Genomic DNA, 17,220 nt, shown 5'->3' on the forward strand with positions numbered 1-17,220 from the left:
AGTACCTATAATGCACCGCAATATTCAACTATTTATTGTTATTGCTTCAAGCATTTTGGCTTTAATAGCCACCGATATTATTTTACCTAGCCTACCACACATTACCCAATTTTTTGCAGTAACTGCGAATCAAGGCAAGATGCTCATTTTTATTTTTATGGTGGGACAGTTTGTCACCGCTTTGTTTTGGGGCATCATAGCCGATCAGATCGGTCGCAGAAAAACCTTATTTTTAGGTATGCTTGTATTTTTAGTTGGCTCGCTACTGAGTCTAAAAGCGAACTCGATTACTTGCTTATACCTCTGTCGTTTTTTACAAGGAGCAGGGGCGGTGGTTGCTCCGGTAGCCGGCTGGGCCTTAATTCAAGACCTTTACCCGAAAGACGAAGGGGCAAAAATTTTAGCCTGGGTGGGTACCTTAACGGCAATTATCCCCCTGTTTGCGCCAGTAATTGGCGGTGCTTTAGATGTGGTGTATGGTTGGCATAGTAATTTTGTCTGTATTGCCGCCTACTCATTAATTTTATGCGCTTTATTTATTATCTTACCGGGTGCTAAAAATCCCAGTTTGAATGAAGCCCTACCCTTAAAAACACGGTTCGCGACTTATAAAAAAATAATCAGAAATAAAACCTTTATTTCCTATATTGCGCTGTTTGGTTTATTAAATTGCGGCGAATGGTGTTTTCTGACGGTGGCCCCTTTTTTCTATGCCAGTAAACATATTCCAACCAACTCGATGGGTGTTTTACTGATGTTTAGCTCTATGGGCTTTGTTTTTGGTTCTTTATTAGCATCACGACTATTTCGGCTATTGGGTATTGATAAAACCATCCATTGTGGCATTCAACTTGCCTTATTTAGCAGCAGCTTACTGCTAATGGGTGATTATTTTCATTGGAATACTCATCAGCTTTATAATGCCTTAACCATTGGTCTTTATATCTCGAGTTCGGCCTTATTGTGGGGTGGAACAACATCGCGGGCTCTACAATGCTTTGAAGAATGCCGTGGTGCAGCTTCAGCAATACGCAGCCTCATTTTATTGTGTTTTTCTTCATTTGGCACTTATTTTGGTAGATTACTACCGCATAACGATTTATTAGCTACGGGCTTTTTCCTATTTTTTATGGCCCTATGTGCGTTAATAGTATTCAATAACAAAGAACTTAAAGCGCTACGTCTCAATCCCGAAACAGCTTAGTAATTATAGCGCAAGATCAAGCTAACTTTATGTAAAATCAAAAAAATATAATTCTTGACGTACCCTCCCTGGCTTAGCACAATAAAGGTAAGAGCTGATAATTCAACGCGCTGCAATTGAGCTGAATTATCAGCAATATTATTTTAGCTGATGGGGTGATTTATGGATAATAACAACACTGGTTTAAAGCTGTTCGTACTTGATACCAACATTTTAATGAATGATCCCTCTGCTATTTATCATTTTGATGAGCATGACATCTATCTCCCGATGGTAGTACTTGAAGAACTCGATAGCCACAAAACAGGTTCATCAGAAATTGCCCGTAACGTTAGGCAAACCAATCGGATGCTAGTTGAGCTGATGAGTAACGCAACTCATGAGCAAATCGTATCAGGCCTTCCTATCCCAAGCTATGCCAACTCTGATCGGAAGAATATCAGTGGGCGCTTATATTTTCAAACTGATGAATTTGATCAGGTTGTCCCCTCAACCTTACCGGGGCATAAGGTAGACAATACTATTCTAGCTACCGCATTAGGCTTACAAAAAAAATACGCTGGGCAAAAGCAAGTTATTATCATTTCGAAAGATATCAATTTACGAATTAAAGCAGGCATTTTAGGTATACCCGCCCAAGATTATTATAATGATCAGGTGCTCGATGATGTGAATTTATTACATCGCGGCCTTCATATTCTTGAAAATGATTTTTGGGATAACCATGTGAAAGATATTGATTCCTGGCAAGAGGGGGGTAGAACTTTTTACAAGGTCAATGGTCCTTTAGTAAAACATTGGAATCCTAATGATTGTATTAGTACCGAGGATAACCAATTTCAAGCCATTGTCAAAAAACTGCATGGTGAAAACGCCGTGGTCCAAATAGTTCGTGATTATACTCAGGCAAAACATTCTGTATGGGGCATTACCGCGCGCAATAGAGAGCAGAATTTTTCTTTAAATTTACTTCTAGACCCAGATATAGATTTTGTTACCCTGCAAGGTTCTGCTGGAACAGGAAAAACCCTATTAACTATTGCAGCCGGCTTAACCCAAGTCTTAGATCAAAATCGTTATAATGAAATTTTAATGACCCGCGTGACAATTCCCGTGGGTGAAGATATAGGTTTCCTTCCTGGGACGGAAGAGGAAAAAATGACCCCTTGGATGGGTGCGTTAATGGATAATTTAGAGGTTCTGCATGCCACCCAGATAGGGGGTAGTTTTGGTCGCGGAGCCACGCAAGATCTCTTGCAAAACAAGATCAAAATACGCTCTTTAAATTTTATGCGAGGACGAACCTTCTTAAATCGCTACATCATTATTGATGAAGCCCAAAATTTAACCTCAAAACAAATTAAAACCTTAGTTACCCGGGCGGGACCTGGTAGTAAAATTATCTGTTTGGGTGATATTAAACAGATAGACACCCCCTACCTGACTGAAACCACATCGGGATTAACCTTTGCGGTCGATCGATTTAAGCATTGGGAACACAGCGCCCATATGACCTTAACCCGTGGCGAACGCTCAAGACTTGCTTTTTATGCTGCCGAGCATTTATAGTACGCGTTTTACGAGGATAAAAAATGACTAACCATGCAATCACCTTTGATGATGTTCTGCTCGTTCCAGCCTATAACCACCACGAGTCACGTCGGGTGGTAGACACCACTAGCACGGATAGGCTGGAAAAACTTAGTTTAAGTCTTCCAGTAATTAGTTCTAACATGGATACCATTACCGAAAGCAAAATGGCTAATTTTATGAGCAGCAAAGGTGGTATGGGCGCCTTACACCGCTTTATGAGTGTTGAAGAGAATATTAACGAGTTTAAAAAGTGTGAGGGCAAAACTTTTGTCTCCATTGGTTGTACTGATGCTGAATTACAAAGAGCTGAAGCATTAAGAGATGCAGGAGCGGATTATTTTTGTGTCGATGTTGCCCACGCGCACGCTAAATATGTCGGTAAAACCTTAAAAAGCTTACGTAAATTACTTGCTGATCGCTGTATTATGGCAGGAAACGTAGCAACCTATGCCGGCGCTGATTATTTAGCCTCTTGTGGTGCGGATATTATCAAAGCAGGAATTGGTGGCGGTTCTGTCTGCAGTACCCGGATTAAAACAGGCTTTGGTATTCCCATGCTCACTTGCATTCAAGATTGCGCGCGTTCTGATCGCTCTATTGTAGCCGATGGCGGTATTAAAACTTCAGGCGACATCGTTAAGGCTCTCGCTTTCGGTGCGGACTTCGTGATGATCGGCGGTCTTTTAGCGGGTACAGCCCCTACTCCAGGTGAATATATTACTAAACCAGATGGCAGCAAAGTTAAACGCTATCGGGGTATGGCCTCGCAAGAAGCGCAAGAAGCGTTTATGGGACCGATGCACGAATGGAAAACTGCTGAAGGTGTGGCCACAGAAGTACCTTATAAAGACAATCCCGATGCTATTATTGCTGATATAGTGGGTGGTTTACGCTCAGGTTTGACCTATGCCGGCGCAGACACGATCAGTGAATTACAACGCAAATTAAATTATGTCGTTGTGACTCAAGCTGGGCGAATTGAAAGCTTACCCCATAAATTAATGGATCGCTAAGCCAAGCTGCTTGCGCCTGGATAATTGCCAGCTAATTCATTAGTACTAATAGAGATGCTGGGCCGAAGGCCCAACATCCAAGACAATTAACTATTTCATTCCAAGTTTAGTAGTCTCTTCAAGCTCCTCTGTTTTCTCTGCAGTTGCGCTAGGACTAGATGAACCCATAACTTCTGTAAGGCCTTTTTTTAAATCGGAGAAGGCACTCATGACTCGCGACGCCACTTCTTTAAGGCTAGGGGAGGTTGCAGGCTTGCTCATTTCCATATCGGCGCCTTTCTCTTTTTTAGCGCCCACTTCTTGCATTTCCATCCCTTCTTCCGACTCATCTTTGGCTTTAGGGCTGGGGCCTTTTGAGAGCATGCCTTTGGCCATAGAGGCTACATCAGACGCAACATCTTTTAATCCGGACAATCCTTTTTGGAAGTTTTCGTTTTCACCGAGGTCCTTAGCTTTATCCTTAGCGAAATTTTTGAGGTCATCACGAAACAAATTAACCTCTTCCGTTAACCCTCTGAGCATCGACATAATGGACTTTACAAAATCTTCGTCCTTTTCTTCTTTCTTTTTTTCACCCTTATCATCAGAAAGCTTTTCTTGCATCTGCTTATCAATGTCGTCGATATTCGAACCAAGCTTATCCTTTAATGCACCTGCTCCTGCTTTTACTTTATCCATTATCCCTCCACCTTCAGGCTTTGGGGTAGGCGGAGTTGTTGATGGTGGTGTGGTAGAGGGTGGTGTGGTACTAGGGGATTCTTCAGCCATTATTAACCTCTATTTATTAAAGCGACTATCTATCCTTTAAAGATAGCACAAAATGCTCTTCAGTAAGATAAAGACCATGAAATTTACATTAAATAAACATAAAGGCAGATGAAGAATAACACCGGACAAAGGCATCCAATTGAAAAGATTACGACCAAACAGACTTCATTCCATGCTTTATGCGCGTAATCAATCCCTATTCTTATGTAAGATTGTCTAGATACCGCGCATAGAGCGGGTACCTAGACAATAGCGTAGGCTTAACTGTGCACTATTTAGCTGCGTTTGCCCTGAAGAATAACCGCTTAGGTTTGTAAGTTTATAAAAATACTTCCATAATTATACTAATTTTTATTTAATCTAGATGGTTATGAATATTCATGATTTTCGTTACATGCGCCAAGGGCAGCAATTAAGTGATCTAAAGCTTAGCGAGGAACACCTTTTAACACCTTTTAATCAACGCGGTGAGAAAAAAGAACATGCCTTATTAATTTTCCATGGCTTTTCCTCCTCGCCAGCAGTTTACCGCGGCCTTATCCCTAAAATAAAACATTATGATGCCCTGATTTGCCCGGTATTGCCTGGTCATGCAGACAGCATTCATAGTTTTTCGCAAGCCAAAGCAAGCCAATGGTTAAATGCAGCACACGAGCAGTTTGCCGCATTAAGTAAAGAATATAAAAAAATCGATGTCCTAGGTTTATCTTTAGGCGGGTTATTATCCTGTGAACTAAGTAAAACTTGCGCAATAAATCATCTCTATCTTCTTGCACCGGCTCTAAAATTACATATGAATATTCCCCTAATGCTCAATACGGCTCGTTTATTCAGCTATTTAGGCTTTGTGCATTTACGTAATGCCGCGGGTAATATTTTAAATCCAGAGCATGGTGAAATTACCTACCGTAAACTCCCCCTAAGCACTGTCATTGAAATGTTGCAATTAGTGGATAATTACCAATGGCAAGCGCCCTCTTGTCCCGTTGATTTATTCTTAGGAGCCCACGATCTGGTGGTTAATTCCCATGCGGTTGAAGAGTTATTTCTACCTTTAGCCAATACTCAAATTCATTGGCTAAAAAACTCAGCCCATGTATTGCCCCTGGATAATGATCTTAATGAGATCATCCAGTGCATTAATAAGAAAGACCGGCAGAACGTAAAAGTTAAGACTTAGCTTAAGTGCAGGCGGTTGGGTTAAAGCAGGCCCAACCGCAAGCCGACCACTAAGGAAAATGCTTATTATAACGGGTATATTCTTGATTGAGGTAGGGGCTAGTTAAATCCCGCATATCCAAGGTTGAACCGTCAAAGCCCATAAAATCAGCCCTCGTATTCGGGATATTATAATAATAAATATCACTTGCGTCCGTAGACAAACTACTTTGGTGATTTACGGAGGCAATTTCGGCTACCGATTTATCATGAGTTTTTACAAAACTACGTTGTGCTCTTAAATAGCGGCCTTTAAATTGTGCCGTACCCCATAGCTCTACTTCTAAGCGGTTGGCGATACCTGCTAACTGGATTTTGGCGGTATTTTTGGCCTTAATCAGTAAATTATTGCTTTTTACCCAGTACAAACTTAACCAGCCACCGCCACTTATATTCAGCTCAGCTAAGTTAACAGTACCGTTTATTTGAACCTTAGGACTGCCTATCAAATGGATTTGCATGTTATAACTGGTCACCCCGCTAAGCTGCACTAAACCATTGCCTTTAACGACCAACTCCTGTACTCCCAGTGAGCCGCCAAGACGAGTGGTGCCCTGGTTAGCAAGATATAAATCCAAAAACCGGGTATTCAATCGGTTTCCTGTAACTATCCCAGCACCTTCATAGCGGAATTTATTTAAAAAACGACCCTGAACATCAACGCTTACTTCACCATGCTGAGGGTAGCCCGAGCCTAAACTAATATACAAGGTATCATTTTGGACTTTAGTTTGAACTTGCATTAAATCCCTTGGATCACCTCTTAAAATTAATTGCGGCTTTTTATAACCGGTATGTAAATTAATATTAAGCCGCCCTTGGACATCCACTAGATTAAAAGCCGCCAGACTACGTGTTTGAGTGGAACTCATAGAAGTTGGGGCGTTTACTGCAGGCAAAGGAGTTTTCTTGTGCAAATGAGAACAGCTTGTCATTAGAAAAGACAATAAAATCAATAAATAATACTTCTTGTGCATGACTAGGGTTCCTGATTCAATATTCTCTCTACATTAGAGGAAGTTGCTGTATTGCGCAAGGCTCAGGTATTTAAAACCATCTATCTTTATTAAAATGGGAAATAGTCACCATAGGGCCACAAAGATCGCGCGAATGATTATTAGGCGCTTCATTCACTAATTCTATTAAGGAATCAGTACTTAGAGCCGCTGGTAGTTGGATATAGATATCGACCAGCACATTATTTTTACACCCTAAGTAAATTTTTTCTCGATTAACAATACCAAAGCTTTGTTCAATCATTTCCCGTAAAGCACTTAATTTTACTGTTTGGCCTTGGTGCGCAGTTAAGTAAGTACCAAAAGGGGAACTATCCGCTTCCACCAGCAAACGCATCGCTAGACTAAAATAGTCATCGGCGGACAAGATTTGACAACTACCATGCTTATTCCATTCATGACGCTCCAAACAACTGCCATAATTATAACTAGGCATGAATTTTTTTAAGGCCTCACTAACATTAGGGGCTAAGTCTAAAGGAGGATAATCACAGTGACTGGCTTGGGGACGGACATTACAAAAGCCATAATGTTGTCCGCATACATCTATATTAGGCCATAAGCCATGTAAGGTTAAATGTTTGGCCTGGTAAGAGTCTTTAGCCAATTTTCGACATTCAGGTTTGCCCGCCTCATAGCCATATGTTTCACAAAACCCGGGCTGCGAGCTTAAAGCCAAGACATAAGAATCAGCCATACCCGCACTGTCACAACTACTCGTTGCTTGCCCATTTTGTTGAGTTAGTCCACATTCAGCGCTTACCCAACGCGAACTATGCTGCTCCTGCATCTCAATACGATACCAATCTGGGGATGGTTTATTAATTTCGCGCACCGGATAGACTTTACCTGGCTCGACACTTAAATTATTAGGGTTGGTTTTTTTATTTTTAGATAGATAAGCAGGACAGCTTTGCGTGGCTAGAAAATCGAGGCTACTTATATTAATTGCATAACTGTTTAGGGAAATGAGCACTAACAACAGATTGATGATTTTTATCATAACGCATCCTGCCAATCTTAAGTTAATGCATTATGTCCTATGTGAATGATGAAATCTATCTTTCTGAGAAGATAATTCGTGCCCTTTATTTTACACTTTATGTTGACTATCCTCTAATTAGGAAGACAACAGAATTTATCCCTAATCCCCTAGAGTATCAATAATGATGGATGAACATACAAAAAACCTTAAAACCGAGGTGCTACAAAATAATCCTATCTTCGCTCCTTTAGAGCCGCCTATCCTCAATAAAATTGTTGAGGAGGGAGAAGTGACCTGTTTAGAGCCCGGCGAATTAATTATTGCGGAAGAACAGTCTGTACGTAAGGAGTTTTACATTGTTATCAAAGGTGAATTAGAGGCCTTTAAAAAAGATAAGCAAGGACATTGTTACAGTTTAAACCGTATCCGCACGGGCGATCTCTTCGGCGAAAGCATTATTCTTGGAGAGAAACATCGGACTACCTCTGTACGCTCTTTAACTGAGGCAGAAATACTTAAGGTCCCTAATGATTTAATTGAACAATTTTCTGCCCGTTACCCTATTTCAGTCACCGAATTTGGCAAGAACCTGCATAAACAAACTATTAGCTACTTAAGCAAGGTGAATGAAAAAGCGACTGAATTAATTAATACCCAACAAAACATCAATTTTTTTCTCATTAACATAGTGGTTTTTTTAAGCATCTTTGCCATTCTAGTCCCCTATATTTCCACTATTATCAAAGAAGTTTATTCAACCTATATCACTACGCCCCTAGTTTTGGCCGGCTCAATACTTGTTTTTTTTCGTTTGCGCTCATTAAACTTACCCTTATCAGTAGTAGGAATCACCCCCAAGAATTGGAAAAAAGCAATCGTTGAAGCCTCCCTACTTAGTTTTGCCATCCTTCTCGCTATTGTGCTCATCAAGCTTTTTCTAATCCATTTTACTGAACGCTTTTCATCAATGCCCCTTTTTCTGCCCTCTTATGAACGCTATGAATTAGAAAAGGGTATACCCATGGGTTTAGGTATGTTTATTTCTACCCTTATTTTTTATGCTGCGCATGCTATTTTCCAAGAAATTATTGCCAGAGGCTCTTTACAAGGTATATTTTGTCAAGTTTTCCCTCCCCAAAAAAAATATTGGGCGATTGTGTTAGCGAGTTTAGTTTTTGCTAGTGCTCATGCTTATTTTGGCATTGCAATGGTTATGTTGGTTTTTTTGCCTGGTCTTTTTTGGGGATGGTTATTTTATAAACAACAAAATATCTTTGGTGCTATCGTGTCCCATATCATTATTGGGATTGGTACCATTGGTTTTATTGGTTGGACAGACATTCCTAGTTAAAAACCCTAAGCCCTTTGCTACTTTCTCTCTTGCTAGCACAATTTAGTGTGCGTCCTAAGCATTGACGGACTAAAATAGCCTGCTTAAGATAACTTCATTGAGTAAGCTGCTACAAGGGATTAATAGGTGGCAAAACGGTCGTTTTTCCCGTCCAGCCTGTCTTATTGGCCTTGAGCGCTAAAACAGCTTGACATAATTCCTCTCCCCGCCAAGTATGGTTATGTTTTTTATAAAGCGCCTGGGAAAGCAATTGAATTTGTTTTTTCAATTGACTATCGTGAGTTAATTGCGCGAGCTGATTTAAATTTAATAGCGCAACATCGGGCCAATTTATCGACGCCCATTTTAATAGAGCGTCGCGCGCTGCTTGCGGGTTACCGCTTGTACACGCCTCTTTTAAACTCTCCAAGGCTTTTTTCTCAGTATGCTTACGTCTAGTCCCGCGTGGTTTTTTCCACCAGGCTAAACCAAGCGTAATTAGCCAAGCAGCAGCAAAAAATAAAGCCAGTAGCCAAGGCCAATAACTCGTGTCTTTTACGGGCAAACTGCCTACAGGCAGTGATTCTGCCTTATTTGCAGCTGTAGTGGTAGGAACTTGACTAGTAGTCGGAGTTTGGCTTGAGTTAGTCGTTAATGAAGGAGTAATATCCAGGCTTCTTGGAGCTAAAATAGCAATTTCTTCTTTACCGGTAGTGGTATTAAACCAGGTAAGTTTTAATTCAGGAATAATTATTTTGCCTGGTTTATTGAACAAATAGGTGACTTTAAACTCCGTACGTCCCACTAACTCATCTTGCTTTATTTGATTTCGATCTGTCCCTTTCTCTGGGTAAACAGAAAAAGCATCCGAGTTTTTGAAATCAAGTGAGGGTAATAACTGCGCAGGTATCCCAGTCCCTTCTACCACTACGGTACGCACCAAAGTACTTCCTTGACTTAAACTTTGATTCGCATTTTCATATTCCTCGCTTAAACTTACTTTTTTGGCGGGTAACCATGCACCTTGATATTGAGGGGGGATAGGCTGAATAGTAAGCTTGGTTGCTTTATCACTGACTTTTACCCGTTGAGGATCAAAACCATAAACCAAGGCGGTAAAGCTAGGTGAGCTTATAGTAAATTCCCCTGATTTTTGGGGAAAAACGGCATATTTTTGTTCCTCAACCACATAACTAGTATTATTTTGTACAGTTTGGTATTGTTTGGTATCGCCTAAAGGAATGATAAGCCCATTATCAGCCTTAGGAGCCTCATAGTCAGCATCCAGCAAGCGTTTACTATTATATATTTTAACCGTATAAATAATTTCTTGATTTACATAGGGTCTATCCTGATTTACAGAAGTTTTCAACAAGAGATCCTGTTGATCAAAATCGCTATTGTCTTGCTTTGTACCGGCAGCCTCCACATTAATAGTCATGGGGGCACTTGACTCTGCCCCCATTTTAATCGCAGGAATGGATAAAACACCGGTTTTTAGAGGTTTGAGGGTCACTACCCATTGGCTGGTTGAAGTACTCTGACCATTAATTACTGAGTAGTTAACCTGACGAGCGGTGCCTAAAATTATAAACTCTTTTTGCAAAACACTTAAGTCGGGAACACCACCGGCTTGGGCATCCGACTGAGTTAAGGTTAACTGAAACGTTTCATTAATGGTTACAGGCGAGGGATTTACCTGTACTTGTATTTCAGCATGAACCATAAAAACATAAGTGCTTAACACTAGTGCAAAAAATAATCGTTTCATTGGTACCATCCACGTTGTCGACGTAAGTGATCACGCAAAAACTTCTCTCTTAATAACCCGCCAGGATCATCAGGAATTAAACGTAACCACTGTTCATTGGCTTGTTGTTGTTCTTTTTCTTCTTTGGTTTGCTTATCAGCATGCGGCTTTTTAGCCTTCTTCTGAGCTTGTTCTTGATTTTGTTGCGCTTTGTTTTGTTGATCTTGGTTTTGCTGATCTTGGTTTTGCTGATCTTTGTTTTGCTGATCTTTGTTTTGCTGATCTTTGTTTTGTTGATCTTTGTTTTGTTGATCTTTGTTTTGTTGATCTTGGTTTTGTTGATCTTGGTTTTGTTGATCTTGGTTTTGTTGATCTTTGTTTTGTTGATCTTGGTTTTGCTGATCTTTGTTTTGTTGATCTTTATTTTGCTGCTCTTTATTTTGCTGCTCTTTGTTTTGTTGATCTTTGTTTTGTTGATCTTTGTTTTGTTGATCTTTATTTTGCTGCTCTTTGTTTTGTTGATCTTTGTTTTGTTGATCTTTGTTTTGTTGATCTTTGTTCTGCTGATCTTTGTTTTGTTTTTGGTCTTGGTCTTTTTTTAATAAATCACTAACCACTTTATAATTATGTTGTGCATCTTGGTGATGTGGATTAAGGGTCAATGCCTTCTTATAGGCCTTTAATGCCTCTTCATAACGGCCCAAACGCGCTAAAGCATTTCCTTCATTATAATAACCATTCTCGGTTTGCTCCTTTTTATATAAATCCGCAGCGCGTTGATAATCACCGGCTTTATAGGCTGCAGCAGCACTCCAGTCTTCCCGGTCAAATTTATCTTTTGCCTTAGCAAACTGGCCTTGATTCATGAGTTCCTGAGCTTGCTGATCAGGGGTTAGCCACAAGTCGGTCCACGTCCAAGCATTGATTTGCAGTGAAAATACAAGACTCACTATAAAAACTAGTAAACGCATCATTGAGCCAACCTCTGTAACCAACCACGCTGAAACACGGGTAGAAAAAATAATAAGGCGGGGATTAAAAACCAAGGGCCTTCATCACGCCATACTGGTATCTCATCGTGAGTATTCTTTACAAATTCGCCACTTTGTTTTTTATTAAGCCAAGCGTTTAAATCCTCAGAATCGGGACTATAAGGAAGTAAGCTACCGTCGCCCGCAAGTGCGAAGCGCTGGAATAAGGGGTTTAGATCCTTATCGGCACGAATGGGTAAAATAGACGATGAGACCCCGTCGGCGGCTATGGCTTTAGCTGTAGCAATGGCTTGTGTAGATGGAGTATCCGAAGTTAAGACCAGTATTTGCCCTTGCTGGTATCCTGCTTGCTTAATTAAGCGGTTGGCTTCATCCAAGGCCGTTTCTAATTTTTGCCCACTCACGGGCATCACCTCAGGTGTTAAGGCCGATAATAAGGAAGAGATGGTTTGTCCATCATCTGTTAAGGGCGACACGACGAAGGGTTCACTGGTATAAGCAATCAATCCAAACTGTCCTACTTCTTTACGCGCCAGTAAATCATGTAATTTAAATTTAGCGCGACTCAATCGGTTTGGGCTTAAATCAGTATTCAACATATTCTCAGACATATCCAAAATTAATACCCGAGCCTGTACAGGTTTATAAGTGGGTACTGGTAATTTATGCCATGCGGGTCCGGCTATTGCGATGATCATGAAGAGAAAACTAAGTACTAAACCCAATAGTGCAAATTTTTGCTTTTTAGCGCCTTCACTATGAGGAAGATAGGCAAGCAAATGCTTGTCACAAATTTCCGACCATCCTTGTAAGGGAGCAGACTGGCGTAACACAAAAAATAATAAACCGATAAAAGGAAGAGTTGCTAATAACCACCAGGGCCTTAAAAAATGAAAATCTGCAAGCATAGCTATCTTGCCTCCTCTTGTCGCTCTAATTTGCGCATTAAGCCACTTTGAATAGCGAGCCAAAAATCTCCGAGCAATAAAGCTATAGCAATTAACCAAGGATAATATTCTTTTTGAGGGCGAATACTTGCCTGCTCTTGTTTTATACGCTCCAATTGATTAATTGTTTTATAAATAGCACCTAGAGAATCAGGATCGGTTGCCCGAAAATATTGTCCGCCCGTCATTTTAGCCATTTCTTTTAAGGTCTCTTCGTCGAGATCGGCAGAAACATTAGCATCTAAGAAATTATCGGGTGTGAGCGCATTGGGATCAGATTCAGCTCCTAAACCAATGGTATAAATTTTAATATCATCTGCCTTTGCAATTTCAGCAGCCTTTAAAGGGGCTAATACGCCTGAATTATTTGCTCCATCGGTCAATAAAATAATCACTCTACCTTGCTTCGGAACTGCTTCCAAACGTTTTACCGCTAAGCCTACGGCATCGCCAATGGAGGTGGTTTTACCAGCGAGGCCCACCGTGGCATCCTCAATGCGAGCCAAAATGCTTTGCCGATCATAAGTTAATGGCGTTTGCAAATAGGCTTGCGTCCCAAATAGGATCAAACCAATATGATCCCCCTTGCGGTCCTCAACAAATTGTTCAGCTGCCCGTTTAACCACCATCAGACGACTCACTGGCCGGCCATGTAAGACCATATCAGTGACCTCCATACTTCCCGAAAGATCTAAGGCCATCATAATATTATAACCTTCGCGCTTTAGCGGTAGAGGCTCTCCCACCCATCTTGGCCCGGCTAAGGCGAGCACTAAAAACAACCACATTAGACTGGGTAAAATTAACGAAGGTCTGGCGAGGGCAAATTTTTGCTGCTTTTGAATTAATTGTTTCATTGCATCATAAAAAGGCACCTCTAAGGCATCCATTACTTTGACTTTTGTCTCCGGAAGCAAAAACCACACTAATAAGGGCAAAGGAATAAGGATTAAAGCCCAAGTATGAGCTAATTCAAACATAGCTCCCTCCTTTGTTTTATCCAAAGCGTTGCTTGGCTAATTAAGGGCTTTAAATCGATTTGCTCATTAGGCTTAAAAGGAGAATCTAAAAGCATAGTTTTCACCGCTTCAAAATCAAGGCCCTTACTGGTCGCATTTAAGAAATTAATCCATTCCTGCCCATGAATACTCGCTACTTGTTGACGGGGAAAATATACTAAAGCCACGCGCTTCAGTAATTCTGAAATCCGCGCACTTGCTAATTGGGAGTTTCTATCCTGTTCATACTGCTGTACATAACTTTGTAATAAAACAAGAGCCTGTTTTTTAGCCCGCGCGTTTAAATAACGCCGATAAGCAACAAAACTAAGCCCAGCCATAAGTATAAAAAAGACGATAATTAGGACATACCAACCAGGCGCCAAAGGCCATATGCCTACACTGGTGGGTAAATGGATATCTTTTAATTGTGCTAACGCATCTACTTCAGCCACGAACCCTCCGCGGAAATGTTTGACGGACTAAACGCGGAATATCCGCTGCAGCTGTGGTTTGGATGTAAGGTATTTGTAGGCGCTTAAATTGCTCATTTAGTCCTTGTATTTTTTGCTGGCAATATTGTTCGTAAGCCATGGAAATGGAAGGTTGAGTGGTATCAAGGATTACTTCCTCTTTTCCATTGGTCATGGCATATTGTTGCGGTTTAGGTGCAGCCAATTCAATAGGATCGCAGAGGTGATAAGCCAAAATATCATTATTCGCCCGTAAACGGGTTAAATGTTTCTCTGACTCAAGATCTATCGCATAAAAATCGCTAATTAGAACTAGAATGCTGCCGGGACGGATTACTCGGCGCAAGCGGATCAGTGCATCACTCAAGGGCCTGTTTATACTGTCTCTTTTTCTATACGCTTGTTCAGTATAATGACTTAAGGAGGCCAACAGGGGTAAAACCCCAGAATCACGCCCCCGAGGAATAAACTCACTATGTTCGGTCGCTGAAAAAAAGAACCCTCCTACGCGATCACCTTGCTTAATAACCGTCCAAGCAAGCATGGCGGCTAAACGCGCAGCCACGACCGATTTAAACGCAATCCTGGTACCAAAAATCATGGAGGGATTAAAATCAACTAAGAGCACGGTGGGCCTTTCACGTTCCTCTTGATAAATTTTTACATGCGGGCGACCCGTGCGGGCCGTTACTCGCCATTCCATATGCCTAATCTCATCCCCAGCCTGATAATTTCTTACCTCGGAAAAGTCCATACCTCGGCCACGTACTTTGGATAAATGAAGACCGCTTCGGAGAGCCTTAGCTTCAGGATAATACTGGACGGACTGGGCATACCGCCTAAGATCAATCAATTCATTTAATTCAGCTACGACACCATCTGCCATAAAGAACCTCTAAGGTACAGCTACTAGACGTAATAACGAATCAATAAAATCATCACTCGTAATGCCTTCGGCCTCTGCTTCAAAGCTTAGTAAAATGCGGTGGCGTAAAACATCGTGAGCTATGACATGAATGTCTTCTGGGATCACATAATCACGACCAGCAAGCCAAGCATGGGCTTTAGAGCAGCGATCGAGGGCAATGGTTGCCCGTGGGCTTGCGCCAAAGCGTAACCATCTTCCTAATTCTTCTCCATAAATCCCTGGGGTGCGGGTAGCAATAACTAACTGCACTAAATAATGCTCTAGAGCATCACTAGTATGAACGTTTAAGACTTGTTGGCGCGCTTCAAATAAGGTGGTTTGCGCTAATTTCGGTGTTTTAGCTTCAGTTTTTGCAGAAAGTCCTAAAGCCTCTTTGCGCGCTAAGGTTAAAATATCATGCTCTACTTTAGCTTCTGGATAACCTATTTTTACATACATTAAGAAACGATCGAGTTGCGCCTCGGGTAAAGGATAAGTCCCCTCTTGCTCGATAGGGTTTTGGGTAGCCATCACTAAAAATAATTCGGGTAGAGGATAGGTTTTACCGCCAATGGTCACCTGCCGCTCCGCCATTGCTTCTAATAATGCAGATTGTACCTTGGCAGGAGCGCGGTTGATTTCATCAGCTAAAATTAAATGATGGAATATAGGACCGGGTTGAAATACAAAAGAGCCATTTTGCGGGTGGTAGACATCCGTACCGGTTAAATCACCAGGTAATAAATCGGGGGTAAACTGGATCCGATGAAAATCACCTTCTACCCCATCAGATAATTCTTTTACTGCTCTCGTTTTCGCTAAACCTGGCGCTCCTTCTACTAGTAAATGGCCATCAGCTAATAAAGCAATCAACAAACGAGAAATGAGATCTTTTTGCCCTAAAATCCGTGCATTTAAATGCGCACTTAAGTGCATTATTTGTTCTTGCACCGAATTCATCGTTTTTTCCTCTAGCTGTTCCATAAGACTTATCTTCCGCAAAAATCTTATCCTAACGTGAATTAATAGGTATGCCAAGAGGGGTTAAACATCAATACCTAAAAACTAACCACAGGAGCAATAATAAATACAAGCTGGTTTACAAAAATCACAAACAAATGTACCATTTATAAGCAAAAAAGAGAGCAAAGATACCCTCTTATGAATCACTACATCTGGTTTCATCCAAGCTATGTGCAGGAATCTGACGAAGAGTTAATTACTGGGCAAAAAAAGAATGCCCAACAACATGGTTACCTTGTTTTAGCAGAGAATGAACTCCATAAAGTAAAAAAAAGCGATCATTTAACTTTAGTGGGGCATTCAACTCCGCCACCCTCTGCGGATAAAAGCAATTTAAATGACAGTGGTGACTACATTCAAGGCGAAAGCGCACCGCAATGCGTTAAACGTTTAAAGCAAGCAGGTCTTCGTTGTGGCCCTAAAATATTCAGTTTAGAATCTTGCCTTGCAGGCCTCCCTGATGGGATTGCGCAGCAATTATCAAGGGACCCTTTTTTTAAATATACTCTTATTGAAGCCAACACGACTGCAGTGGGCAGAAGTTATGGGGCACATTGGGCCTTAAAGATGGATTATCTGGGGAGGGCCATTCTGAATCCGCAAAAAAGCATGTGGCATTTTTATTTACAAGGCTATGAGATTCAACGCCTGGTCCATGCCTCTTATAAGCTCGAACAAGTGCTAGAGCAAATTAAACCCGCTTATTTTCAGCAACGCTTCTTTTCTAATTACCAACCCGGTTGTTTTGGTGGCCGGGTAGGGCGTGATTGCGCCAAGGGAATTTTATTGACCTTAGAAAGGGCTTTGTTTTTTGCGCAAGAGAACCAGAATTCCGCCACCGCAGACGCTTTAGATCTAACCTTAAAACAAATTTATACTTACTAACTCATGTTACGCACATAAACTTGTAGTTTGACTAAAAAGCATTAGAATTCCGCCCTTAATTTTAGGGAGGGAATTAAATGGATATGCTTGATCTTTATAGTGATTATTTGATTTTCCA

Annotated in this window: 16 protein-coding genes; 6 read left to right on the forward strand and 10 right to left on the reverse strand. The window is 41.1% G+C overall.

Annotated elements, in window-relative coordinates; translation table 11 throughout:
• The first annotated feature begins 7 nt into the window (after positions 1-7).
• The 3 genes from ELY15_RS01355 to ELY15_RS01365 all read left to right on the forward strand — a co-directional run bounded on the left by ELY15_RS01355 (position 8) and on the right by ELY15_RS01365 (position 3,810).
• Positions 8-1,204 (forward strand): MFS transporter, encoded by a 1,197-nt coding sequence (locus tag ELY15_RS01355; protein ID WP_127097879.1) that lies wholly within the window; start codon positions 8-10, stop codon positions 1,202-1,204.
• Between the two features lie 162 nt (positions 1,205-1,366).
• Positions 1,367-2,773: a PhoH family protein gene (locus tag ELY15_RS01360; protein WP_127097863.1), complete on the forward strand. Its 1,407-nt coding sequence runs from the start codon at positions 1,367-1,369 to the stop codon at positions 2,771-2,773.
• A gap of 23 nt (positions 2,774-2,796) precedes the next feature.
• Positions 2,797-3,810, forward strand: coding sequence for a guanosine monophosphate reductase (locus tag ELY15_RS01365; protein ID WP_127097864.1), 1,014 nt, complete (start codon positions 2,797-2,799; stop codon positions 3,808-3,810).
• 90 nt (positions 3,811-3,900) lie between these two features.
• Here ELY15_RS01365 and ELY15_RS01370 read toward each other — a convergent pair whose 3' ends face one another.
• The gene (locus ELY15_RS01370; protein WP_127097865.1) at positions 3,901-4,488 is read right to left on the reverse strand and encodes a hypothetical protein; all 588 of its coding nucleotides are present in this window, start codon (positions 4,486-4,488) and stop codon (positions 3,901-3,903) included.
• 460 nt (positions 4,489-4,948) lie between these two features.
• Between ELY15_RS01370 and ELY15_RS01375 the strand changes: the two genes are divergently transcribed.
• Complete coding sequence (locus ELY15_RS01375) at positions 4,949-5,758, forward strand: carboxylesterase (protein WP_127097866.1); 810 nt, start codon at positions 4,949-4,951, stop codon at positions 5,756-5,758.
• A 49-nt stretch (positions 5,759-5,807) separates the two neighbouring features.
• On the opposite strand, the gene ELY15_RS01380 is transcribed toward ELY15_RS01375, so the two are convergent.
• Positions 5,808-6,773: a GIN domain-containing protein gene (locus ELY15_RS01380; RefSeq protein ID WP_127097867.1), complete on the reverse strand. Its 966-nt coding sequence runs from the start codon at positions 6,771-6,773 to the stop codon at positions 5,808-5,810.
• 70 nt (positions 6,774-6,843) lie between these two features.
• Positions 6,844-7,815, reverse strand: a complete 972-nt coding sequence (locus ELY15_RS01385) for a ribonuclease T (protein ID WP_127097868.1) — start codon at positions 7,813-7,815, stop codon at positions 6,844-6,846.
• Positions 7,816-7,978: 163 nt separating this feature from the next.
• Here ELY15_RS01385 and ELY15_RS01390 point away from each other — a divergent pair, with 163 nt between their 5' ends.
• Complete coding sequence (locus ELY15_RS01390; protein ID WP_127097869.1) at positions 7,979-9,148, forward strand: cyclic nucleotide-binding domain-containing protein; 1,170 nt, start codon at positions 7,979-7,981, stop codon at positions 9,146-9,148.
• Between the two features lie 109 nt (positions 9,149-9,257).
• Here ELY15_RS01390 and ELY15_RS01395 read toward each other — a convergent pair whose 3' ends face one another.
• The 7 genes from ELY15_RS01395 to ELY15_RS01425 are packed head-to-tail and all read right to left on the reverse strand — an operon-like array spanning position 9,258 to position 16,178.
• A complete protein-coding gene (locus ELY15_RS01395; RefSeq protein WP_127097870.1) occupies positions 9,258-10,898 on the reverse strand; it encodes a BatD family protein in 1,641 nt (546 codons plus the stop codon).
• On the reverse strand, positions 10,895-11,851 hold the full coding sequence (locus ELY15_RS01400; RefSeq protein ID WP_127097871.1) for a tetratricopeptide repeat protein: 957 nt from the start codon (positions 11,849-11,851) through the stop codon (positions 10,895-10,897). Before ELY15_RS01400 ends, ELY15_RS01395 begins: the two co-directional genes overlap by 4 nt.
• Positions 11,848-12,777 (reverse strand): VWA domain-containing protein, encoded by a 930-nt coding sequence (locus ELY15_RS01405; protein WP_127097872.1) that lies wholly within the window; start codon positions 12,775-12,777, stop codon positions 11,848-11,850. Before ELY15_RS01405 ends, ELY15_RS01400 begins: the two co-directional genes overlap by 4 nt.
• Positions 12,778-12,779: 2 nt before the next feature.
• Entirely contained in the window at positions 12,780-13,796 is a 1,017-nt protein-coding gene (locus ELY15_RS01410; protein ID WP_127097873.1) for a VWA domain-containing protein, read from the reverse strand.
• Complete coding sequence (locus ELY15_RS01415) at positions 13,784-14,269, reverse strand: DUF4381 domain-containing protein (protein WP_127097874.1); 486 nt, start codon at positions 14,267-14,269, stop codon at positions 13,784-13,786. The genes ELY15_RS01410 and ELY15_RS01415 overlap by 13 nt, the downstream gene beginning before the upstream one ends.
• A complete protein-coding gene (locus ELY15_RS01420; RefSeq protein ID WP_127097875.1) occupies positions 14,262-15,173 on the reverse strand; it encodes a DUF58 domain-containing protein in 912 nt (303 codons plus the stop codon). The genes ELY15_RS01415 and ELY15_RS01420 overlap by 8 nt, the downstream gene beginning before the upstream one ends.
• Before the next feature lie 9 nt (positions 15,174-15,182).
• Positions 15,183-16,178: a MoxR family ATPase gene (locus ELY15_RS01425; RefSeq protein WP_127097876.1), complete on the reverse strand. Its 996-nt coding sequence runs from the start codon at positions 16,176-16,178 to the stop codon at positions 15,183-15,185.
• A 177-nt stretch (positions 16,179-16,355) separates the two neighbouring features.
• Here ELY15_RS01425 and ELY15_RS01430 point away from each other — a divergent pair, with 177 nt between their 5' ends.
• The gene (locus ELY15_RS01430; RefSeq protein ID WP_199744140.1) at positions 16,356-17,102 is read left to right on the forward strand and encodes a hypothetical protein; all 747 of its coding nucleotides are present in this window, start codon (positions 16,356-16,358) and stop codon (positions 17,100-17,102) included.
• Positions 17,103-17,220 lie beyond the last annotated feature (118 nt).

Origin of the sequence: Legionella sp. km772 (genome assembly GCF_003989735.1) — a bacterium.
Taxonomy (GTDB): Bacteria; Pseudomonadota; Gammaproteobacteria; order Legionellales; family Legionellaceae; genus Legionella.

Excerpts from the sequence above, each read along its gene's own strand:
- ELY15_RS01360 (WP_127097863.1), top strand. The coding sequence starts at position 1,367 with ATGGATAATAACAACACTGGTTTAAAGCTGTTCGTACTTGATACCAAC.
- ELY15_RS01365 (WP_127097864.1), top strand. The coding sequence starts at position 2,797 with ATGACTAACCATGCAATCACCTTTGATGATGTTCTGCTCGTTCCAGCC.
- ELY15_RS01370 (WP_127097865.1), bottom strand. The coding sequence starts at position 4,488 with ATGGATAAAGTAAAAGCAGGAGCAGGTGCATTAAAGGATAAGCTTGGT.
- ELY15_RS01375 (WP_127097866.1), top strand. The coding sequence starts at position 4,949 with ATGAATATTCATGATTTTCGTTACATGCGCCAAGGGCAGCAATTAAGT.
- ELY15_RS01380 (WP_127097867.1), bottom strand. The coding sequence starts at position 6,773 with ATGCACAAGAAGTATTATTTATTGATTTTATTGTCTTTTCTAATGACA.
- ELY15_RS01385 (WP_127097868.1), bottom strand. The coding sequence starts at position 7,815 with ATGATAAAAATCATCAATCTGTTGTTAGTGCTCATTTCCCTAAACAGT.
- ELY15_RS01390 (WP_127097869.1), top strand. The coding sequence starts at position 7,979 with ATGATGGATGAACATACAAAAAACCTTAAAACCGAGGTGCTACAAAAT.
- ELY15_RS01395 (WP_127097870.1), bottom strand. The coding sequence starts at position 10,898 with ATGAAACGATTATTTTTTGCACTAGTGTTAAGCACTTATGTTTTTATG.
- ELY15_RS01400 (WP_127097871.1), bottom strand. The coding sequence starts at position 11,851 with ATGATGCGTTTACTAGTTTTTATAGTGAGTCTTGTATTTTCACTGCAA.
- ELY15_RS01405 (WP_127097872.1), bottom strand. The coding sequence starts at position 12,777 with ATGCTTGCAGATTTTCATTTTTTAAGGCCCTGGTGGTTATTAGCAACT.
- ELY15_RS01410 (WP_127097873.1), bottom strand. The coding sequence starts at position 13,796 with ATGTTTGAATTAGCTCATACTTGGGCTTTAATCCTTATTCCTTTGCCC.
- ELY15_RS01420 (WP_127097875.1), bottom strand. The coding sequence starts at position 15,173 with ATGGCAGATGGTGTCGTAGCTGAATTAAATGAATTGATTGATCTTAGG.
- ELY15_RS01425 (WP_127097876.1), bottom strand. The coding sequence starts at position 16,178 with ATGGAACAGCTAGAGGAAAAAACGATGAATTCGGTGCAAGAACAAATA.
- ELY15_RS01430 (WP_199744140.1), top strand. The coding sequence starts at position 16,356 with ATGAATCACTACATCTGGTTTCATCCAAGCTATGTGCAGGAATCTGAC.